General features: G+C 66.7%; 15 protein-coding genes. 6 read left to right on the plus strand and 9 right to left on the minus strand.

The genetic code is table 11. The features are described 5' to 3' along the window. Positions 1 to 425 precede the first annotated feature (425 nt). The gene (gene acpP / locus IPK69_04560; GenBank protein QQS09900.1) at positions 426 to 674 is read left to right on the plus strand and encodes an acyl carrier protein; all 249 of its coding nucleotides are present in this window, start codon (positions 426 to 428) and stop codon (positions 672 to 674) included. Between the two features lie 127 nt (positions 675 to 801). Further along, a complete protein-coding gene (gene fabF, locus IPK69_04565) occupies positions 802 to 2,037 on the plus strand; it encodes a beta-ketoacyl-ACP synthase II (protein QQS10418.1) in 1,236 nt (411 codons plus the stop codon). A gap of 84 nt (positions 2,038 to 2,121) precedes the next feature. Here fabF and dnaB read toward each other — a convergent pair whose 3' ends face one another. Then, positions 2,122 to 3,864, minus strand: coding sequence for a replicative DNA helicase (gene dnaB / locus IPK69_04570; GenBank protein ID QQS09901.1), 1,743 nt, complete (start codon positions 3,862 to 3,864; stop codon positions 2,122 to 2,124). 205 nt (positions 3,865 to 4,069) lie between these two features. Here dnaB and pdxH point away from each other — a divergent pair, with 205 nt between their 5' ends. Beyond that, positions 4,070 to 4,798 carry a pyridoxamine 5'-phosphate oxidase gene (gene pdxH / locus IPK69_04575; protein ID QQS09902.1) on the plus strand — a complete coding sequence of 243 codons (729 nt, stop codon included), beginning with the start codon at positions 4,070 to 4,072 and terminating at the stop codon, positions 4,796 to 4,798. A gap of 170 nt (positions 4,799 to 4,968) precedes the next feature. Then, complete coding sequence (locus IPK69_04580; protein ID QQS09903.1) at positions 4,969 to 6,228, plus strand: HDOD domain-containing protein; 1,260 nt, start codon at positions 4,969 to 4,971, stop codon at positions 6,226 to 6,228. Here IPK69_04580 and IPK69_04585 read toward each other — a convergent pair. From IPK69_04585 to IPK69_04595, 3 genes are all read right to left on the minus strand, one after another. Next, entirely contained in the window at positions 6,225 to 9,026 is a 2,802-nt protein-coding gene (locus IPK69_04585; protein ID QQS09904.1) for an alpha/beta fold hydrolase, read from the minus strand. The two genes, IPK69_04580 and IPK69_04585, sit on opposite strands and share 4 nt — an antisense overlap. Then, complete coding sequence (locus IPK69_04590) at positions 9,023 to 10,225, minus strand: 23S rRNA (adenine(2503)-C(2))-methyltransferase RlmN (protein ID QQS09905.1); 1,203 nt, start codon at positions 10,223 to 10,225, stop codon at positions 9,023 to 9,025. Before IPK69_04590 ends, IPK69_04585 begins: the two co-directional genes overlap by 4 nt. A gap of 667 nt (positions 10,226 to 10,892) precedes the next feature. Continuing rightward, complete coding sequence (locus tag IPK69_04595) at positions 10,893 to 12,074, minus strand: hypothetical protein (GenBank protein ID QQS09906.1); 1,182 nt, start codon at positions 12,072 to 12,074, stop codon at positions 10,893 to 10,895. Between the two features lie 209 nt (positions 12,075 to 12,283). Between IPK69_04595 and IPK69_04600 the strand changes: the two genes are divergently transcribed. Beyond that, positions 12,284 to 14,137, plus strand: coding sequence for an NAD(P)-binding protein (locus tag IPK69_04600; protein QQS09907.1), 1,854 nt, complete (start codon positions 12,284 to 12,286; stop codon positions 14,135 to 14,137). Positions 14,138 to 14,166: 29 nt separating this feature from the next. Here IPK69_04600 and typA read toward each other — a convergent pair whose 3' ends face one another. Beyond that, complete coding sequence (gene typA, locus IPK69_04605; protein ID QQS10419.1) at positions 14,167 to 16,101, minus strand: translational GTPase TypA; 1,935 nt, start codon at positions 16,099 to 16,101, stop codon at positions 14,167 to 14,169. Between the two features lie 307 nt (positions 16,102 to 16,408). Between typA and IPK69_04610 the strand changes: the two genes are divergently transcribed. After that, entirely contained in the window at positions 16,409 to 17,857 is a 1,449-nt protein-coding gene (locus IPK69_04610; protein ID QQS09908.1) for a hypothetical protein, read from the plus strand. A gap of 126 nt (positions 17,858 to 17,983) precedes the next feature. Here the strand turns inward: IPK69_04610 and IPK69_04615 are convergent, their stop codons facing one another. The 4 genes from IPK69_04615 to ubiE all read right to left on the minus strand — a co-directional run bounded on the left by IPK69_04615 (position 17,984) and on the right by ubiE (position 21,363). Beyond that, positions 17,984 to 18,811, minus strand: coding sequence for a hypothetical protein (locus tag IPK69_04615; protein ID QQS09909.1), 828 nt, complete (start codon positions 18,809 to 18,811; stop codon positions 17,984 to 17,986). Then, a complete protein-coding gene (locus IPK69_04620; protein ID QQS09910.1) occupies positions 18,808 to 19,419 on the minus strand; it encodes an RNA polymerase sigma factor in 612 nt (203 codons plus the stop codon). Before IPK69_04620 ends, IPK69_04615 begins: the two co-directional genes overlap by 4 nt. A 168-nt stretch (positions 19,420 to 19,587) precedes the next feature. Further along, complete coding sequence (locus IPK69_04625; GenBank protein ID QQS09911.1) at positions 19,588 to 20,298, minus strand: cobalamin-dependent protein; 711 nt, start codon at positions 20,296 to 20,298, stop codon at positions 19,588 to 19,590. Between the two features lie 210 nt (positions 20,299 to 20,508). Continuing rightward, entirely contained in the window at positions 20,509 to 21,363 is an 855-nt protein-coding gene (gene ubiE / locus IPK69_04630; GenBank protein QQS09912.1) for a bifunctional demethylmenaquinone methyltransferase/2-methoxy-6-polyprenyl-1,4-benzoquinol methylase UbiE, read from the minus strand. Between the last annotated feature and the right edge of the window lie 71 nt (positions 21,364 to 21,434).

The following is a 21,434-nucleotide window of genomic DNA, read 5'->3' on the forward strand; positions in this document are numbered from 1 at the left end:
CACCACAGAAGCGGGGCCGCTCCACGCGTACCCACCACGCCCCTCCGGCGGTGCCGTGGGCCAACCATCGACCGATGCGACCCCGATCTGAACCTCCCGTTCGGGTTCTCGAGTCAGACCGCCTGTGATTCCGGTCCAAACGGTCCGAGACGCGCCGACTCACACCTCGAACAGACGAAAGCCGCATCGGCGTCACCGCCTATAATCACCGCTCGACCCAGACTACACCCACCTTCCCCGGGCACTTTCTGCCGCTTCGATCGACGACCCCACCTGAACCATCGCCCACCAAAGCCTCTACCCGACCACACAACCCTCCGGACACGCCCTACCCCAGCGTGATATCCTCCAACCAAGGATCGTCCGGAAAGATACCGAACGTACCTTCAAGCACCGGCTCAACGAGCCCTCTTCGGAGAATCACTGTGACCGAACAGGAAATCGAATCCAAGGTCATCGAGATCGTCGCCCAGCAACTCGGGCACGACAAGGCCAAAATCAGCCGGACCATGAGCTTCACCGAAGATCTGAACGCCGACAGCCTCGATCAGGTCGAACTCGTCATGGAACTCGAGGAAGCCTTCGAGACCGACATCCCCGACGAGCAGGCCGAGAAGATCAAAACCGTCGGCGACGCGGTGGACTTCATCAAGACCCAGCACGGGGTCGAATAACCCGTCTCCACGGGCCCGCCGCCCGACCCCTGTTGACGGGCGAGTCCAACCACCTCCCCTCGGAGCCGCACGCGCCGTGAGCCTCAACCCAGCCCAACCCAACGAGCGCCGGGTCGTCATCACGGGCATGGGCGCCATCACCAACCTCGGGCTCAACGCCAGGGACACCTGGGCGGGCATGCGCGAGGGCCGATCCGGCATCACCACCCTCGAAGGCGACGACTTCACCAAGTACAAGAACTGGACCGTCTCCGTCGCCGGGCAGGTCAAGGACTGGGATCCCACCCCCCTCATCGACGTCCGCGAGCAGCGCCGCATGGACCGCTTCTCGCAACTGGGCGTCTGCGCCGCCCACGAGGCCATCCAGCACTCGGGGATCGACTTCGCCAAGGAAGACCCCGAACGCTGCGGCGTCGTCATCGGCGCCGGAATCGGCGGCATCAAGACCATCGAGGATGGCGTCATCACGCTCTCCGCCAAAGGTCCAGACCGCATCAGCCCCTTCACCGTCCCGCGCCTCATGGCCAACGCCGCCGCGGGCAACATCTCCATCCGCTTCAATCTCCAAGGACCCGCCTCCACCCACGCCACGGCCTGCGCGAGTTCGGGGCACGCGATCAGCGACGCCGTCGTCGCCCTGCAACGCGGCTGGGCCGATGTCATGCTCGCCGGCGGCGCCGAGGCCGCCTGCACGCCCCTCTGCATCGGCGCGTTCATGGTGATGAAGGCCCTGAGCACCAACAAGGACGCCTCGGGCGCCAGCCGTCCCTTCGACAAGAACCGCGACGGCTTCGTCCTCGCCGAAGGCTCGGCCCTCTATGTCCTCGAGACCCTCGAGCACGCCAAGGCCCGCGGCGCGAACATCCTCGCCGAGATCGTCGGCTGCGGCAACAGCAACGACGCCGGGCACATCACCGCGCCCGACGAGCAAGGCCGCGGCGCCGCCCGCTCCATGAAACTCGCGCTCATGGACGCCCGCCTGAACACGGGCCAGATCGACTACATCAATGCCCACGGCACATCCACACCCCTGGGCGACAAGGCCGAGGTCGCCGCCGTCCTCTCCACCTTCAAGGACCACGCCCGCAAATCCGCCGGCGGCAAACTCCTCATGAGTTCCACCAAATCCATGCACGGGCACGGCCTTGGAGCCTCTGGAGCCATCGAGACTGTCGCCTGCATCCACGCCGTTCGCGACGGCGTCATCGCCCCCACCATCAACCTCCACGAGCCGGACGAGGGCTTCGACATCGACCTCGTCCCCCTCCACGCCCGCGAGCGGCGCATCAAGTACGCCATGAACAACACCTTCGGCTTCGGCGGGCACAACGTCACACTCATCATCGCCCGCTTCGAGGGCTGAGCAGACTCTCCAAAACTCACGACACACAATATCTCGTGGCACAGGCGTCCCGCCTGTGTCTACTACTTCTACTTCTTCTCGCCGCTACGTCGGCAACCCAAGGTCGTCGCCGCCCATCTCGTCGTCCGCGTCCGGCCCGCCACCATCGCGGAACCCCGACACAGGCCCCGTCTTCTTCCCAGGCGAGAACGCCACGCTCCCAGGCTCGAACGGCGAGCCGAAACTCTGCGCCGCCTGACTCGGCGACGAGTATCCCGAGGCCTGCCCGCTCGGTCTCGCCTCCATCATCGATCCCCCACCAATCGAGCCGCCCATCCCGCCGCCGCCGAACGAGTGCGGCTCCATCGCCGTCGCGTCGTAGTTCATGAACCGCGTCCGCCGGTTGTCCCACTTGAGTTCCACGATCCCCGTCGGCCCGTTACGCTGCTTCGCGATGATCAACTCCGCCATCCCCACCTTCGTCGGGTTCTCGATCGCCCAGTCCTGGTTCTGGACGTGGTAATACTCCTCGCGGTGAAGCAGGATGATCACGTCGGCGTCCTGCTCGATCGACCCCGACTCGCGAAGGTCGCTCATGCGCGGGCGATTCCCCTCGCGCTGCTCGCTGGCGCGGTTCAACTGCGAGAGGCAGATCACCGGCACGTTCAACTCGCGCGCCAGCGCCTTCACACCGCGCGAGATCGCCGACACTTCGACCTGCCGGCTCTCGCGCGCCGCCCCCGGCGCCGTCATCAACTGGAGATAGTCGATCATGATGACCTTCACGCCGTGCTGCGCCACCATTCGCCGCGCCCGCGCGCGCAGCGACAGCACCGTGAGGTTCGGCGTGTCGTCGATGTACACCGGCGCGTTCTTGAGATCGTCCGCCGCCTCCAGCAGCCGCCGGAAGTCGTCATCGGGAATCCGATGCCCGCCGCGCAGCATCTGCGACGAGACCCCAGACCGCGCGCTCAGCATGCGCTGCACGAGCGCGTTCTTCCCCATTTCCAGGCTGAATATCGCCGTCGGCACGCTCCGGGTCGCCGCCGCCCCGGGGACGGGCACGCCCCCGATGGAAATCTGCTCCGCCATGTTCAGCGCCAGCGCCGTCTTCCCCATCGACGGCCGCGCCGCGACGATGATCAACTCGCCCGGCTGCAACCCCGCGAGCAGTTTGTCCAACTCGTGGTAACTCGTCTTGATCCCCTGCCCGCCCGTCCCGTCGAAGTCCGCCGCCTCGATCCGCTGCATCTCCGCGTCGAGCAACTCCGACAAACTCTGCGGGTCCGCCGATTCCTGCTCCTGCGCGATGTCGAAGACCATGGTCTCGGCCTTGTCGAGCACCTCCTTCGCCCCCTCGGGACCAAGATCCCCCGAGTGATACGCGTCGTACAGGATCTGCCCCGCCGCGTCGATCAACCGACGCAACTTCGCTTTCTCCGCCACGATCCGCGCATAGTGCTTCGCGTTCGCCGCGCTCGGAACGGCCTCGGCCAACTCCCGCAGATAATCATCCCCCCCGATCAACTCCAACTGGTTCTTGCTCCGCAGCGTGTCCTGCAGCATCACCAGGTCGCCGTCGCTCCGCGCGTCGTACACCTCCACCAGCGCCCGGAAGATGTGCCCGTGCGCCTCGGTGTAGAAGTCTTCGCCACTCTTGATGTGCGACAAGACGTCCGCGATCATCCGCGGGTCGAGGATCATCGAGCCCAGCAGCGACATCTCCGCCTCGACGCTTCGAGGCGGATCCTTCTCAAACAGTCGCTGCGCCGAAACCCCCGGCCCCGCCCCGCCGCGCCCTCGTCCACGACCATCCCTGTTGAAACGGCTCTCGCCCACTGCGTCCATGCGGCCCTCCAGATGTGGTTGTAGGCGCTTCCCGCCCTCGCACACCCGACAACTTCCCCACACCCCGTCCTAGGCTTTCCTAAGGGCATTCCACTCCATCTCCTTCACCCCCTCGTGGCGCGGGCTCTCGCCTGTGTCTACTCCTACTTCCGCAACTCTCCTCGATGCCCTTTGGGACATTGTTTCTCTCCCCAAGGAGCCGCCCATGAACCCCTCCAATCCCGCCATTCCAGTCCCCGAGGCCCTCCTCGAACACCTCCGATCCCACCATCCTCTACCGGCGCCGCTGCCGACCGCCCCATTCGCTCTCTTCAAGTCCTGGCTCGACGCCGCCGAACGCCACCGCCACACGCCCAACCCCAACGCCATGTGCGTCGCAACCGTCGATCCCGACGGCACGCCCTCGGCCCGCATCCTCCTCTGTCGCGGTGTCGACATCGCCCAAGGCAGCATCACCTTCTTCACCAACTACACCAGCGACAAAGCCGCCGCCCTCGAGGCTTACCCAAACGCGTGCGTCAACTTCCACTTCGACCACGCCGAGCAACAGGTCCGCATCAAGGGCCCAATCATCAAGGCCTCGCCCCAGGCCTCCGACGAGTACTTCAACGCACGCCCATGGGAGAGCCGCCTCAGCGCCTGGATGAGCCACCAGAGTCAGCCCCTCGCCAGCCGCGAGGAACTCTTCGCGCGCGTCCCGGGCATCCTCCAGAAACTCAACCTCGCCCCGGACGAGATCCTCTCCAAGGGCAACGACGCCCCCATCCCGCGCCCACCACACTGGGGCGGATACCACCTCATCGCCTCCAGCGTCGAACTCTGGCTCGGCGGCCCGGGACGCCTCCACGACCGTGCCCGCTGGACACGATCCGTCACCCTCCACGCCTCCACGCCCAGAACCGGCCCCTGGAGCGTCACACGGCTCAATCCGTGACGCCACGTCTCGCATTCGACGCCACCAGCAGCGACTGGATCATCCGATAACCCGCACGGAAGACCCAGATTCCAACCCACACTCAGGGGAGGTCCGCGCCATGCCGATGACCTCGTGGTGGTGGTGATTTCCATCACCCAGTCCATCGCGCCCAATCCCCAACTCACACGATGCCTCCCAAAGCCGACTCCACGACCGCCACCCTCCCCGCGCCCATCGCGTCCTCGCTCATGGACCGGCTCGCGACGCTCTCGATCCCCACGCCCGATCCCGTGGCGTTCCGGATCCTCGAACTGGGGTCCAACCCCGACGCCGGCATCCGTGAATACGCCGCCGTCCTCCGCTCCGATCCTGCCTGCGTCGCGCGCCTCCTTCGCCTCGCCAACTCCGCCTTCTGCGCCCAGCGTACCTCGGTCACCACGATCGAGCGCGCGTGCATGCTCCTGGGTGTCGGCCGCGTTCGCGCGGTCGCCCTGGGCATCCACCTCTCAAGGGCCGCCCAAGGCAGCACCGCCGATTCCTTCACGCGCCAGGTCTGGGGCGAGTCGCTCTTCCGTGCCTGCCTCGCCTCCTCGCTCGCCAAACTCTCCAACCCGACCTATCAGGGCGAGGCCTTCGTCATCGGTCTCCTCCTCGACGTCGGCGTCACGCTCCTCACCCGACTCTACCCGGGCCTCTACCCCACGCGTGAGTCGCGCGATCTTTCCCCAGCCGTCCGTGCCGCGTGGGAACGCGAGCACCTGGGCGTCTCCCACGCCGATGTCGCCGCCGCCCTCACGCTGATGTGGAAACTCCCCGATCTGCTCGCGTTCCCCATCGCTCACCACCACCAGGTCCCGCGAGATCTCACGCGCCCCGAGCCGGTCCATCGCCTCCACCGTCTCGCCTACGCCGTTGGCATCGTGGAACTCGCGGCCTCACCCGCGCGCACCAGGCCCGACACGCTCCCCAGCGTCGCCTCTCCCACGCGTCACGCCATCGCTGAACGCCTCCTCACCATCGACCACCACCAGTCCGAGGCCGCTCTCGCCGCCGCCCGCGCCGAGTACGCCCTTCTCGCCGACACCTTCACCGACATCGCGCAGCCGATCGACATCGCCGACGCCATGCTCGAGCGCATGCAAACGTTGCTCACAACCACGGTCGACCAACTCCTCCTCGAGACCATGGGCCCAGGCCCCAACGAGCCCCTCGCCCAACTCACTCTGGGCGGGCACCGCATCGAGATCCAACGCGAGAACACCGGCAAACTCACCGCCTTCCTCTATGACTCCAAAGGCCAGAGGCTCGTCGGCCACTCCTTCTTTCCTTCCGACGAGTCCGCCTCGACGATCGCCGGCGCGCTGGGACTCTCGATCGCCCCCAACGACGACCTCGAGCCGCTCAACCGTCTCCTCGATCAGGCTTCGACCTCCACGCGTCCGTCCTAGTCCGCGACCGACGCACTCGACTTCGCACCGCGCGACTTCCCGTGCGCGTGCGACGCGACGACCTCCACAATCTCCACCAGGCCCATCGCTCGCGCGCCGCGATCACGTCGATCCGCCCCCAACGCGTACATCCGCGCCCACAACCCCAGTAGCACGCCATACGCCCACACCGGCGATCGCCCGGGGTCGTACATATTCGTCGGCTCCGAGGTCAGCCCGTTGAGTTCCACGATCCCGAACTCACGCCCCTCGCGCAGCGCCTCCACGCTCGTGTACCGAAGATCAAAGCGTCCAAAGTCCAGCCCGCCAAAGTCGCGCACCATCGTGTCGATCGCCGCACTCAACTCGGGTGTCACCAGGTGCGCCCCGTCCCGAAAGAGCGTCCCCTGCGCATGATTCCCGGCCTGCGCCAGCCTCACCTCGTCGCCGGCCCCGGGCACGCGCGACAGTTCCGCCGCGAACCGATCCAGAAACACACCCGCCTGCCGCCGATATCGCGGATGTGTGAGAATCAACTCCTCGAGCGTGCGAACGCCGTTGCCCACAAGAACCGGGAACTCCTTGTGCGTCACCGCATAGATGGACCCGAGCGCGCCCGGGTCCGTTTCTCGCCTCCCCGGATGCCGGACCCACAACACGCCGCACTCGTGAGGCCCCGGGTGGTACGCCTGCACCACCACGTCCGCGGAGATCTCCCCCAGCACCTCACGCAGCCGCGTCTCATCACGTACCAGCCGCACCGAGTGCCCGCGCTCCCCCTTGTCGGCCTTCACGATCACCGGAAATCCGCCCAGACGTGCCTCGGTCCGAATCGCCTCGAGCGCACACTCCACGCGTCGCTCCAGCGACTCATCCGCCTCCACGAGCATCGCCGTGAGCACCCCCGGTCCGCGCGACGCCATCACCGCATGCCCCGCCTGCACGAACTGTTGCACGATCGCGTGCTTGCTCTCGCCGGCGATCCCGCCGCCCTGCTCGATCCCCGGATTGCAGCACGTCGGCAGCAACGCCCCGCGATGCCGGATCGCCAGCCACGCCGCCCAGGGCACTACCGGCATGTACCACGCCCACGTCGGCCAGTACTCATGCCGCCACAATCGCCCCACCCACGCCTTGATCCGCGCCCGCCCGCGCCACGACGCCACGTGCACCAACAAACCCACAGTCCCCGCCGCCACAAACCCCTGAATCAAAAGCCCCCACACGCCCCACTCGATCGTCAGTCGCTTGCACACGCCGACCGCGATCACCGCCCCGACCATCGCGAGGCCGCCAACAACCACGCTCCCCATCAGTCGCCACACCAGCAACCACACCGTGACGATCCAGCCGCCCCGATCACGTTCCCCAGCCGTCGCACGCCCCACGCCCACCGCCGAAGCCCGGCGTGACCGCGTCTCAAACGTGCTCTGCAGCACCTCGATCGCCACGCCGCGAGACATCCGCAGTCGCCAATCCGCGCCCGACACCCTCGGCCCCACGCAGCCCAGCCACGACACGTCCATCAAGCCCGCCGAACGCCGCCCCACCACCCACAATCCCACGCTCTCCACCACTAGCCCCACCATCACGCCCACCGCCGCCACCGCCGGATCCAGCGACGCCCGCCCGATGAGCAGCGACACCACAACCCCCGCGAGCACCGGACCACGCAGACACACTGCCGCGATCACCAGCACCTCCACCCACCACGGCACCGCGTCCACCACCCGCCGCATCACCGACACCACCCACTCCCCCACGCCCCGCCGCGCCACGCTCAGGTCCTCAACACCCGCCCACGCCGTTCGCGCCCCATCACCCTCCGCCCCGCGCGCCACCCGATCGATCCACGCCGCGGACACTGCCGTCTGCAAGATCGGTAGAAAGTGATCCGCCTCCAGGATCACCAGACGGCTCGTCGAAATCAACGCGTGCGCCGACTCCGCCGAACGCTCCGGCGCCAGCGAGTCGTACTTCCCATGCAGGATGAGCGTCCGCACGCCATGCTCCCCCACGCGCCGCATCGACTCGCCCAGATCCCGTTGGTCCGACTCGTCGAACGAGTCCAGCCACGCCGTCCGAGTCGCCGCCGTCCCCAGCGCCCCAAAGTGTGGCAGCACCTCCACGCCCCACCCCAACCCCAACTCGCCGACCGCGTACTTGAAGTGCTCGAAGCGATAACTCCCCGAGCCTTCGAACCTCTGCTCCCCGATGCTCGCCATCAGCGTCATGCTGGCCGTGCGCTCGCTTTGCGCGTCGGCCATATGGACCACCACGCCCCCGCCATTCGACCACCCGACGAGACTCACCCGCTCCACGCCCATCGCCCCCAGCACATCCCAGCACGTCCGCGCCGTCGCCCGCATCGATCGGGCGCCAACCGGGAATCGCCCGCCGCCCTCCAGACGCGTCCCCGCATATCCAAAGAGATCGATCGCCGCCACGCGAAAGCCCCGCCCCGCCAGCGCCTCGCCCAGTCGCCCAAAGTCCCGCGAACTCCCCGGCGAGCCGTGCACCAGAAACACCACCGGCCCGCCCCCTCCTCCATCTCCATCCCACTCCCCCCACCGCGACACCACAAACCGCGCCGAGACCCCCGCCGCCAATCCATCCGCGTGATACAGCGGCGCCTCCACCACGATCTCGTTCGCCTCGAGCGCGATCTCCCGCGCCGGCGAACGCCGCTGCACCACCCACGACGCCGCCACCGCGATCGCCCACACCGCCAACGCGATCACCATGAATCGCCGGCGGCGCGCGCGACGCCTCGCCCATCCCACGCTCACGCCGCCATCACTCGAGGTCGCCCCGCTCATGCCCCCGGCACGCTGACCTGCACCAGTCGCCGCCGGCGGATCTCCTCGCTCCCCAACTGCCCGCACGCCCCCATCATCCGCCGCCCTTTCGTCCGACGCCGCTTGGCAAACACACCATGCTCGTACAACTCCTCCAGGAACCGCGTCACCGACTCCTCGCTCGGCGCCGGCCAGGGCGACTCGCGCCGCGGGTTGTACGGGATCACATTCACGATCGCCCGCCTCTTCCCCTTGCGATCCACCAGCGGCATCACGAACTCCGCCACCTCCGCCGCCGCCTCCATCGAGTCGTTCACGCCGGGAATCAGCACATACTCCACGCAGATCTTGTTCCCCGCGAACTCCGGCCACTCGCGCAGCGCCCGCTGCACTTCCGCCAGATTCCACTTGCGATTCACCGGCATCAACTCAGACCGCACCGCGTCGTTGGGGGCATTCAAGGACAACGCCAATCCCAACCGATGCCACCCCGGCTCGCGCACCTTCTCCGCCAGGCGCCGGATCCCATCCACCCGCCCCACCGTCGAGACCGTGATCTGGCTCATCGCGATCCCCGCCCCCACCTGATCCGTCAGCACCTCGATCGCCCCCAGCACCGCCTCGATGTTGTCGAGCGGCTCCCCCATCCCCATGAACACGATGTTCTGCGGGCGGATCCCCACCTCGTGCGCCGCCGCGTGCCACTGCCCCACGATCTCCGCGACGGTCAGCGACCGGATCAGCCCCATCTGCGCCGTCTCGCAGAACCCGCACCCCATCGCGCACCCGACCTGGCTCGACACGCACAGCGTGTACGTCCGCTCGCCCGAACTCCCGATCATCGGGATCAGCACCGACTCGATGTCCAGATGCGGGAACCGCTCGCGGTCCACGCCATCGGCCGGCAACCGCTGCACGAACTTCACCACCTCGCCCTCGTCCGACTCCTCGCGCAGCATCCGCACGATTCCCGCCCGCTCGACCCTGATCTCCCCCGCTTCCCCTCCCTCGTCCGTCGCCACACGCATCACCCCGTCGCGCACCATCGCCCGATACGCCGCGATCGCCCCGCCCCGCCCGCCAACCCGTTTCCCATCCGCGCCCTCATGCACGATCCGCCCCCCCCAGCCCCGCCCCCCCCCCCGCCCACGCGACCACCGCGCCGCGAACGCCGCGCTCGTCATCGACAACGGATTCTCCCCGCCCATATCGCTCGGCATCCCCAAGCGTACGCGACGCGGCCTCTCCCCCCCCGCCCTCCCCGCCCTCCCCGCCCTCTACCCGACTCACCCCGAACCACGCCCACCCGCCGAGTCGCCCCAGAGCGCACGACGCTCTCGTCCTGTCGCCCGCCCGACGATCGTCGCGATCGCCCCTTCCCGCGCCTCCCCACCGTCCGACAATCCTTCTGTTCGGGTGCGGCGGACTTCCAATCGCCTCCGCGACGTCCACGCCGAACACGGCAAGGTCCGAATCGAAAACGGCGACGAGCAAAGCGTCCCGGTCAGGAACCAAAGCGGCCACGGCGACGACCAAAGCGTCCCGGTCGGGAACCAAAGCGGCCACGGCGACGACCAAAGCGGCCACGGCAACGACCAAAGCGGCCCGGTCGGGAACCAAAGCGGCCACGGCGACGACCAAAGCGGCCACGGCAACGACCAAAGCGGCCGCCGGGAGTGTTCCCGTGCCCGCCGCAAGACCTCCGGCGGGCGTGGGAAGAGTTCGCCCGCCCGCCCATCACGCGAACACCCCCACCCCGCGCGCGAGCACCCCCGCCCCGCGCGCGGACGAGCGAGGTCCGATCACGCCTGCGGGCCGGGCCGAGAACAATGGAAGATCGAACAACGAACCGGGGTGTCGGCGATCGACACCCACGCCGTGGGGTTCTTACCGTCGCCGCCGCGTGGTTGCGAGGGTTCCGCCAAGAATCAGTGAAACCAACGTGCCAGGCATTGGGATGGTGACCAGAGCGCCGCCGGTCGGACCACTCCGACCCGCGAAATGCAGTCCATCACCCGAGACCACGAGGCCTGTGAAGAACGATTCTAGATTGACATCGACGCCGTGGTAGGCAAAGAAGTCGGCGGCACGCATGGCACCTGTAGATTCTGTCCAGACCCATGAGCCTTGCGCTCCGAGTGATCCGACGAGCACGCTGCCGTCGTACGATGCACCACTCGGAAACAACTCCGTGAATCCGGCAAGGTCGCCGAGCTCGAGCGGTGTTGTTACGCCATTCGTGATCATGATCGCGGGCGACGCGAACTGACCGGAGTTGTACACGCCATACTTCTTGGTCCCATCGCCGCTGATCGCGGTGAGTCGGCCGTTGAAGATCGCCTGGCCGTTGGGATCGAGCACGGTGTCGAGGGTGGAGCCGCCGCCCGTCCACGACATCGGCACGGCGGGCACCGACGAGTTGGGCGCCTGCTCGCCCACGACGATGCTCCCGTCGCTTGACATGCCGTACGCACGATTCCATGTGCTCCCGCCGGGAATGGGGGGAAGGCTGGTCGTGTTGCCGTCGAGCGTCCAGCGATAGGCGGACTCGTTGGATACTCCCGTCCCCACGCCGAGCATCGCGACCGTGCCGTCGATGTTCAGATGGGAGACGCCGCCGGTGCGGAGTTGGCCCTGGTAGACCACACCGGGGAGGACGCGCTGGGAACCATTGGTATAGTGCAGCGTCGCGATGGGCCCGTTAGGGCCGCCGAGGGTCTTGATCCCGATGACCTGCGCATTGCCCGAAATGCGAGCGTCGGTGCCCGAGGGATAGAGCACGCGATTCCCCCCGGGTGAATATCGAAGCACCGGAGACGTGCCCGGCCCGGAGCCGGAGTAACTCAAGGCCACGACAGTCCCGTCGTCGGCGATGTCGCGGATCGAGACAAACGTGAACCCCGCCGAGGGCTGGATGAACTCGATCATCGGCGTCTGGGCGAGGGCGGATGTGGTCGGCGTGGTCAGGCCCGCGAGGACGACCAAAACACCAACCGCCGCCCGAACCCTGGCGGAGGTCTTCGCCCGGTTCGCCGACGGGCCCGTCCGATCTTGATGGTCGCTTCGCATCTGGCCGCCTCCGATCGCCCCACTACGGAGAATGTGCGCCATGTTTTCCAGAATGCCAACCAAAGTTGGCGGAATTGTGATTCCCGATTGCGAACTCGTGATCGTGGGCTCGTTTTTTTGCTCTTCACGGGTGAATCCCGCGTTGCGGATTTGCCGCGATCGTGGATAATCAGGCCGGGCGAGCGGTCGCCCATCCTGGAGGCACACGCATGGGCATGTCACGTCGCCAGTTTGTCGGTTCCGGGCTTGCGGCCCTGGCGGCGGGACTCTCCGCGCGATTGACCTTGGGTGGAAGGCCTCCGCTTGGGCCTCCTGGGCATGGCGGTCGCCCTCGCCCCGTGCCGGCGGGTGTGCCGTGCGACACCGGGGGCGTGCCGATCGGGTTCAGCGGGCCGCTGCGTCCCCTCGCGTGGACGCCCGAGTCGGTGATGGTGGACGGGCTGCCCTTTGAGCCGTGGTGGCTGGGCGAGTCCTTCCGCGCGGCAGAGATCCCGTTCCATCGACCGGAGTTGCCCCTGCCGCCCTTTGAGCCCCCCGAGCCTCAGGAGACGACCGAGGTCGTCGTCATCGGCGGCGGGCTGGCGGGACTGACGGCGGCGTACGAACTCCGCGAGTTCTCGCCGATCGTCTTTGAACTCCACCCGCGCTTCGGCGGGACGGCCCAGGGCGAGACCTGGCGCGGCACACCGTACTCCCTGGGCAGCGCGTACTTCATCGCGCCCGACGAGGGGTCGTATCTCGAATCGCTCTATCGAACGCTCGGCGTCGATCGGATCGTCCACGAGAGCCCCCCCACCGACGATCCATATGAACTCAACGGGAGCGTGGTCGGCGACCTGGGTGCGCTCGGCACGCTCACCGCGGACGAACGCGAGGCCTTCCGCCAGTATCGCGATCTCGTCGCGTTCTATGGCGAGAACTATCCCGAGATTCCCCTCATCGACAACGGGCCCGGGGGGAACGACTGGATCCTCGACCTCGACCAGATGACGCTCGAGCAATCCGTGCGGAACGCGCTGACGGTGCCCGTGCCCGAGATTTTGCGCAGCGCGATCGAGGGGTACTGCTTCTCGTCGTTCAACTCGTCGTGGCGGCAACTCTCGGCGGCGAGCGGGTGGAACTTCATCGCCGCGGAGGAGTTCGGGCGCTGGGTGCTCCCCGGGGGGAACGCGGGTCTGGTCGCGGCGCTCGTGGATCGCCTGCGTCCGCTGGAGCGCGGGACGCGCCGCGGTTGCGGGCCGGCGCGCCTCCGCGCGGGGTGCCGCGTCGTGGACATCCGAAAGCAGGGTGACGAGCACATGCTCGTGACGTGGAAGGGCGTCGATGGGGCGCTCCGATCGCTCACCGCCCGGCGCGTCGTCTTTTCCTGCCCCAAGCATCTCCTCCGCCACATGATGCCCGAGGTGCACACGTACGACCCCGAACTCGCCGAGGCCACCCACCGCGTGAGCACCGCGTCATACATCGTCGCCAACGCGCTCATCGAGGGCGAACTTCCCCCGCAGTTCCAGGAGTACTACGACCTGTTCCTGTTGGGGAACGGGTCGTATCCGGCGACCGACGCCGAGATCCCGCCCTTCGCGAGGATCACGGACGCCGTCAACGCGGGCCTCTCGCTCACCCCGACGGGGAACCCGGGAGCACCATCGAGACACGGACACCATCATCACGGGCACACCGGCCGGCGCCATCCCCACCACGCCCCGCAGTCCTCGGTCCTTACCATGTACTGGCCCCTCCCCTTCGGCACGAGCCGATTCACGATCATCGAGGACGAGGCGTGGCTGACGCACGCCCGGTCGGCGGCGGCGCAGGTCCGCAGCCTCCTTAGTCTCATGGGCGTGAACGAGCAGCGCGTGCGCCAGATCCGGCTCGCGCGATGGGGGCACTCGATGCCGATCTCCACGCCCGGATTTATTGCGTCAGGAACGCCCGAGATTTTCCGCAGGCCGTACCTGAACCGCGTGTACTTTGCGCACTCGGATAACTGGGCCCTGCCGGCGGTGGAGACGGCGCTCCTCGAAGCGAAGTTCCAGGCCGACCGCGTCGCGGCGAGCCTGTGATCGCGAGAGACCTGTGATCGTGAGAGGACTCAGCGGGCGGCGCGGGCGTCTTCGTCACGCTCGCGGGACTGGCGATCCGCACGGCGGCGGGCGCTCTCGTCGAGAAGTTTCTTGCGGAGTCGGATGCTCGTGGGCGTGAGTTCCACGAGTTCGTCGTCCTCGATGTACTCGAGCGCCGCCTCGAGGCTCATCTTGCGGGCCGCCTTGAGGACGACCGTCGCGTCCTTGCTCGCCGCACGGAAGTTCGTGAGTTGCTTGAGTCGCGTGATGTTCACCGTCAGGTCGTTGTCGCGGTTGTGCTCGCCGACGATCTGCCCGGCATAGACCTTGTCCTGGGGGACGACAAAGAGCGAGCCGCGGTCGGAGAGCGCCTCGATCGCGTACGACGTCACGCTCCCGGTCTCGAGCGCGATGAGCACGCCCTGGGCGCGATGCGCGATCTCGCCCGCGACGGGGGCGAACTTGAGGAACGAGTGGTGCATGATCGCCATGCCCTGCGTCGCGGTCAGGATGCGTCCCTTCATCCCGATGAGGCATCGCGAGGGGATGTGGAAGAGCATGTGCGTCGTGCTCTCGCCGCGGGGCTCCATCTTCTTGAGTTCGCCCTTGCGTCCGCCGACGAGTTCCATGACCGAGCCGACGGTCTCGTTGGAAGTGTCGATGACGAGTTCCTCGATCGGCTCGTGCATCTCGCCGTCGATCTCCTTGAGGATGACCTCTGGCTTGCCGACGCTGAGTTCGAACCCCTCGCGGCGCATGGTCTCGATCAGGATGCCCAGGCTGAGCACGCCGCGCCCGCTGACCATGAACTCGTCGCTGCTCCGCCCCGGCTCGACGCGCATCGCGACGTTGCGCTGGAGTTCGTCCATCAGGCGATCGCGGATCTGCCGGCTGGTGACGAACTCACCCTCCTGCCCCGCGAAGGGCGAGTCGTTGATGCGGAAGAGCATCGTCATCGTCGGCTCCTCGACGCGGATCGTCGGGAGGGCGACGGGGTTCTCAAAGTCCGCGACGGTGTCGCCGATGTCCACGCTCTCCAGTCCCACGATCGCGCACAGGTCGCCCGCCTCGACGCTCTTGACCTCGGTCCGCTTGAGCCCCGAGAACTGGAGGAGTTGCGCCACCTTGCTCGAGACGAGTTTCCCGTCGCGCTTGATGACCTTCACCTGCTGCCCGGCCTTGATGGTCCCGCTGAAGACGCGGCCGATCCCGATGCGCCCGACGTACTCGTTGTAGTCGATGTTCGTGATGAGCACCTGGAGCGCCTTGTCCGTCTCGGCGAGCGGGCCGGGGACTTCCTTCACGATCGCCTCGAACACCGCGCGGAGATCCTTGGGCCGATTCGCCGGATCGGGCACGGGCCACTCACGCGTCGCCCAACCCTGCTTCCCCGAGCAGTACAGAATCGGGAAGTCCAGCGCGTGGTCATCGGCCCCGAGATCGACCAACAGATCAAAGATCTCATTCACCACGTCCGTCACCCGCTGGTCCGGGCGATCGACCTTGTTCACGATCACCACCGGCTTCAGCCCCGCCTCGAGCGCCTTGCCCAGCACGAACTTCGTCTGGGGCAGCGGGCCCTCCGACGCATCGACGAGCAGGCAGCACCCGTCGGCCATGCGCAGCACACGCTCGACCTCGCCTCCAAAATCGGCGTGCCCCGGCGTGTCGAGGATGTTGATCCGATAGTCATTCCCGTCGGCGCTGTGATAGTTGACGGCACAGTTCTTGGACAGAATCGTGATGCCGCGCTCGCGCTCGAGCGGGTTGCTGTCCATGATCAGCCCGTGCTGCCCGCCCTCGAGTTTCTCGAGTTCGCCCGCGCGGAAGTTCCCGCTCTGCTTGAGGAGCGTGTCCACGAGCGTGGTCTTGCCATGGTCGACGTGCGCGATGATCGCGACGTTGCGGATCGAGTCGTTCCGCGATCCCTGGTTGGTGCTGGTGGTGGAAACGTCCGTGCTCATAACCGTCATGCTCGCTCCGACTAGGTCTGTGTCCGCGTTCTCCGGCGTCGGCGGTCGGCGCGCACCGACGACTCCCGACCCCACACCCGACATCACTCAAACAACTTCCGAATACGCCCGAAGAAAACGCCGTCAATGGTAGACTCCGTGCCACGGCCACGCCGATTCCCCCACATCCGTTCCCCAATGACCACGTTCTTTGGTACACTGGACCGGCTCGATCGTGGGGTTTATCCAGGCGCGACCCGTTCTCGGCACTCTCCCGGCGTTCTGCCGTGTGTCCCGCGCCCACTCTCGGAGGACCACCATGACGAACATCCGCCAATCCCTCAACTTGACCGCGCAGGGCACGATCGCCGCGCTCGCCCTCGGCACGCTCGTCACGGCGACTCACGCCCAGACCATCGGGCCAGACCTCGTCAACTCCAGCCTCAACGACGTCGCCATGAACGGCACGAGCGCCGATGGCACTATCACCGGCTATTCCTGCGGCAACGTCACCTGCAATCGCGGCGACATGAACCTCGATACCTCGCCAAACACATCCGTCCGGCCCATCGTCGGCATGAACATGTACCGTTTCGTGCCCGGCACGCTCAACGCCTTCCAGCAACTCGGCCAGGGCTGGGGAAAATGGGTCGCTCTACCCATCAACGGCAGCCACGCCTCCTGCGGCGGCGACTGCAATGGCGGTGGCGTCGGCAATATGCCCCCCAACTGCGCCGACCTCTATTCCTCCGGGTTCAATAGCCCCGGAGGCATGTGCCCGCGATCCCAGGTCAACGTGACCCTCGGCACGCTCGCCGGAGGCCGCGGCTCCAATACCGGCGAGGCCAGCATCTCCACTCGTGTGCAGGTCCCCACCTCCGCCGTCACCACCCAGCTGCTCGGCGTCGTCTACTTCTTCGAGACCGTGGACTCACTTCCCGCCGACGCGACGTATGTCCGCCCGGGCCAAACCGTCGCGGTCAACGCGATGAACAACGCCACGAGCCAGCAGATCAACATCAACCCGGCGACCAAGCAAGCGACGCTTGTCGGCGGCTCGGGCGCGGGCGGGGCGCAACTGCTCCCTGCGATCGCCCGCTGGGCCGAACTCGATGACGATGTCGTCCTCGTCACCGCCGACCACGACGACACCCCCAACCCCAACGCCTCCTTCCCTAACACCTTCATCCGCTCACGCTACTACCTCGCGGGCAAGGCCACCGACCTCGGCGGCGGCTCGTGGCACTATGAGTACAACGTCTACAACCTCAACTCCGACCGTGCCGCCGACACGCTCCGCATCCCGTTCCCGTCCTCGGCCACGCTCAGCGGTGTGTCCTTCCACCATCCTCGATCGCACTCCGGCGAGCCGTTCACCAACGAGGCGTGGACCGCCGTACGAAGCGGAAGCGAACTCGTCTTCGCGACCGAGAAGTTCGACACCAACCCCAACGCCAATGCCATCCGCTGGGGGACGATGTACTCCTTCGGATTCACCACCAACGTCGCCCCTGACCAAGGCTCGCTCACGCTCGAACTCTTCAAGCCCGGTTCGACGGCCTCGATCCAGGCCTCGGGAATGACCGTCCCCGGCACGCCGGCTTGCCTCGCCGACGTGACCGACGACGGTGGCGTGACGATTGACGACCTGCTCGAGTATCTCGATCGATTCAATGCGGGAACCATCAACGCCGATCTCGACGGCGACGAGGGAGTCACCATCGACGATCTGCTCCTTTATCTCGAACACTTCTCCGCCGGCTGCTGATCACCACATGAGACATTGATTCCGAGTGCCCCCCGCGCACGCGTGGGGGTATTTCTTTCCTTGTACTCTGCTCAACTGGCCCAGCATCCGCACGGATCGTGTGCCCTGCGGTGGCACGGATACGTCCTACCTGCCCGGTGCCTTTGCGCGCGCGCCCGACGGGTTCATGATCGCGGGCCTCACATCAGGGCGGTGCAAGAACGACCACGGGTCCGCCGCCCGCCACGTCGCGCTCTGGGGTGTGGAGTCGATGGCTCCCCCACCAATGCCGACGAGAATCGGATCTGGTTCATACCGATCGCCAGGCCACGAGGTCGCGGGCGGAACACTCTCAAAGACCGACGAAAGGGCCGGAAAAACAGGGCTGAACGCGCCCGATCTAGTCATGCCCATGTTCTGCGGCCGAACGTTCCCGATCACGAACGACGGGTCGTAGGCACGTCCGACAGTGCCGATTGTAAGACCCGTGGAGACTCTGGTCGGTCTCGCACGATGGCCCGTCCGCAGGGGCTCGGCTCTCGACGCCGTATCTCCAGGCGACATGTCTGCCGACGCGGCCTCGGTCGCCGGCTGGATCGCAATCATGGGCGTCCCCGCGGGCGTGCCGAGGTTCTGGACGTACATCACGAGCCCTGCGGCCACCAGCACCGATGCCGCGAGCATGATCCGTGCGGTCACGGCGCGCCGGCGCGTGCTGCTGGTGAGGAATGGCCTGGCGCGATGGGCCGCGCCCAGGATCTGGCCCATCAGGTCGGGCGCTTCCACCGGATCCTTCAGCGTGGCGAGCGCGCGGCGCAACTCCAGCGCGCCCCGCGCGATCTTCGGATCGTCGCGCAGCACGCGCTCCAGGTCCTCACGCCCCGACAGCCCGTCCCAGGCGTCCATGATCGCGTTCAGGCGATCGGTCTCGGGCTCTCTGGTGGTCTCTCGAGTTGTCTGAGGTGAATCGGTCATGACGAACAATCCTCGGGGAAAACAACAAAGTCCCCATCCAAGGCGCCGGAGCCGGCGCAATCATCCACGAGCAGAAGTTCTCTCAGTTTCAATCGAGCCCGATGCAGGTGGCTCTTGACCGTCCCCTCGGGCAGGCCCAGATGCTGGGCGACAAGCCACACCGGCCAATCGTGCTGATAGAACAGCAGCACGATCGTCCGCTGCACCTCGGTTAGTTCCAGGATCGCCTGCTCCATGTCGCCTCGGAGTCTCGCACGATCGTCTCTCTCGAGTTCGGACTCGCTGGTCTCGCCCCCGCCGCGTGCCGCCTCGAGCATCTCGTCGGATGCACGGACCGCCGATCGTCGTTCCAGATGGTTGTAATAGGTCCGCCGAGCGATCGTGAAGAGCCATGTCGAGAAACGGAACTGGCTGTCGAAGCGGTCGAGATTGGTGAGCGCCTTGACGAACGCGTCCTGCACGATGTCCTCGGCCAGGTCCCGCTTGCCGCATATCCGCAGCATGAACGCGAAGAGCGAGGCCTGGTGCGCGCGCACCAGCGACTCCGCCGCGCCGCGGTCCCCCCGCAGGCATCGACGGATCACACGCCGCTCTGTCGCTCGGCTCATCGTCGCCATGCATCAGACTCTACCGGTGGGCGTGCGGGCCGGTTGCGAAGGAACCTGACGAAAATCCAAACCTTCCAAAACACAAACGACCGCCGGGGGAGTCGTCCCGGCGGTCGCAGGAGCGTGATATGTAGACGCTGGTTGCCTTGTGTGAGTGGTTCTGTGCTATCAGGCTGCCCTGGTCCGACGCTTGCGCATCGGAGTGGCGGCCGTGGCCTTCAACTTCTCCGCCGGGATCTCGGGGATCTCGCCCGTGAGTTGCTCGACGAGTTCCAAGGGGTCGCCGGCGTAGAGGTCCGCGCCCATCTCCTCGGCGAGGCCCTCGGCCCGCTTGAAGACGCCCGCGCCCACGGCAATCTGGGTGTTCGGGCTGGCATTGATGGTCCGGATCGTGTCGATCACCTCGCGGATGCCCGGGAGATCCGACGCCGCCGACGCGAACATGACGACATAGTCCGGGCGAAGTTCGTGGACCTGCGCGAGGATCTCGTCGCTGGGCAGCCCGCCGCCGGCGAAGCAGACGCGCATCCCGCGGGACTCGAGGAGGTCGACCGCCATCTGGGCGCCGAGTTCCTCGCCCTCGGAAGAGCCGCAGCACGCGAAGACGGTCTTGGCGGTGTTGTTGGTCTGGGAGAGCCGCCGGGCATTCTGGTCCACGAGTGTGCGCAGGAGGCGCGTCGCGTAGTGATAGCCCATCTTCGAGAGTTGATCGGACCTTCTCAGGCGATCGATCATCTCGTGCGCCGGCCAGAAGATCATCTCGATCATGTGCTCCGCGGAAAGATCGCTCGCCGCGGCATCGATAATGGACCTCGCCTCGCGCCGGTCGCCGTTGACCAGCGCCTCAAAGAATCGTTCCAACGTGGCCTCGTGATTCATCACCTTGCTCCTGAAGTGGGCGTCGATGCGGCTCCGCCGATCCGGCCCATGGATTCGATCGCACGGTGACTCCGCAGCCGTGGACCGAACGCGACCAACGCGTCGGCCACGCTGCCTATCGACCTTGGTGCCGAGATGCACAGGAGTTCTGAGGGGTCTTGCGCGGGGCCGATAACACCCGCGCACATTCCGCGCCCTGGAAACGAGGTCTCAACGTCCGGAAACAGGCCGAACTGCCCGATAACACGCGCAGATCCCCATGGTGAGGGACCGGCACTCCGCCGACGTGAACCCGGCCTCGCGCAAGGCTTGCAGCATCTCGCCACGGGACATGAACGTGCCGACACTCGCGGGGAGGTACTTGTACGCGCCGGAGGTGTCGCGGGAGATCATGGTGGCGGTGAGCGGCATGATGCGCGCGCAGTAGAGGCGATTGATCCAGCGGCCGATCGCGAAGTTCGGCTGATCGAACTCGAGGATGACGAGGCGGCCATTGGGGCGGAGGACGCGGTGGAACTCCGCGATCGCGCGCGCCGGCTCGGCGACGTTGCGGATGCCGAAGGCGATCGAGACGATGTCGAAGGACTGATCGGCGAAGGGCAGGGCCATGGCGTCGGCCTGGAGGTACTCGATCTTGCGCGCGCAGTTGGGTTCGAGTTTCGCCTGCTTGGCGCGCGCCTGGTCGAGCATCTCGGCGGTGAAGTCCGCCCCCACCACTCTCGCGGCACCGGACTTTGCGAAGGCCTGGGTCAGATCTCCCGTGCCACAGGCGACATCGAGGACGTGGTCGTTGGGCTTGACACCGGCGATTCGCACGGCGATCTTTCGCCAGGACTGATCGAGCCACAGCGAGTGGAGGCGGTTGTTCAGGTCGTACGACGGTGCGATGGCGGCGAACATCCGCCGGACCTTGTCGGCTTTCTGCTGGTTCGCGTGCGGGCGGGCGAGTTCGGCCTTGGACCAGGCTGGGGAGACATCCGCGGCGCCACGGTCGGGCGTTGGTGGTGTCGAACTATGATCGGCCGTGTTCTGGCGATCGGATGTCTGGCGGTCTGTGGCGGGCATCAGGGTTGATCGTACGACGGCGATGGGATGAATCTCACTTCATGCTGAAATGAACATTCCAGAGAAGGTGG

The organism is Phycisphaerales bacterium (assembly GCA_016699835.1).
Classification (GTDB): Bacteria; Planctomycetota; Phycisphaerae; order Phycisphaerales; family UBA1924.

Excerpts from the sequence above, each read along its gene's own strand:
- fabF (QQS10418.1), top strand. The coding sequence starts at position 802 with ATGGGCGCCATCACCAACCTCGGGCTCAACGCCAGGGACACCTGGGCG.
- dnaB (QQS09901.1), bottom strand. The coding sequence starts at position 3,864 with ATGGACGCAGTGGGCGAGAGCCGTTTCAACAGGGATGGTCGTGGACGA.
- pdxH (QQS09902.1), top strand. The coding sequence starts at position 4,070 with ATGAACCCCTCCAATCCCGCCATTCCAGTCCCCGAGGCCCTCCTCGAA.
- IPK69_04580 (QQS09903.1), top strand. The coding sequence starts at position 4,969 with ATGCCTCCCAAAGCCGACTCCACGACCGCCACCCTCCCCGCGCCCATC.
- IPK69_04585 (QQS09904.1), bottom strand. The coding sequence starts at position 9,026 with ATGAGCGGGGCGACCTCGAGTGATGGCGGCGTGAGCGTGGGATGGGCG.
- IPK69_04590 (QQS09905.1), bottom strand. The coding sequence starts at position 10,225 with ATGCCGAGCGATATGGGCGGGGAGAATCCGTTGTCGATGACGAGCGCG.
- IPK69_04595 (QQS09906.1), bottom strand. The coding sequence starts at position 12,074 with ATGCGAAGCGACCATCAAGATCGGACGGGCCCGTCGGCGAACCGGGCG.
- IPK69_04600 (QQS09907.1), top strand. The coding sequence starts at position 12,284 with ATGGGCATGTCACGTCGCCAGTTTGTCGGTTCCGGGCTTGCGGCCCTG.
- typA (QQS10419.1), bottom strand. The coding sequence starts at position 16,101 with ATGAGCACGGACGTTTCCACCACCAGCACCAACCAGGGATCGCGGAAC.
- IPK69_04610 (QQS09908.1), top strand. The coding sequence starts at position 16,409 with ATGACGAACATCCGCCAATCCCTCAACTTGACCGCGCAGGGCACGATC.
- IPK69_04615 (QQS09909.1), bottom strand. The coding sequence starts at position 18,811 with ATGACCGATTCACCTCAGACAACTCGAGAGACCACCAGAGAGCCCGAG.
- IPK69_04620 (QQS09910.1), bottom strand. The coding sequence starts at position 19,419 with ATGAGCCGAGCGACAGAGCGGCGTGTGATCCGTCGATGCCTGCGGGGG.
- IPK69_04625 (QQS09911.1), bottom strand. The coding sequence starts at position 20,298 with ATGAATCACGAGGCCACGTTGGAACGATTCTTTGAGGCGCTGGTCAAC.
- ubiE (QQS09912.1), bottom strand. The coding sequence starts at position 21,363 with ATGCCCGCCACAGACCGCCAGACATCCGATCGCCAGAACACGGCCGAT.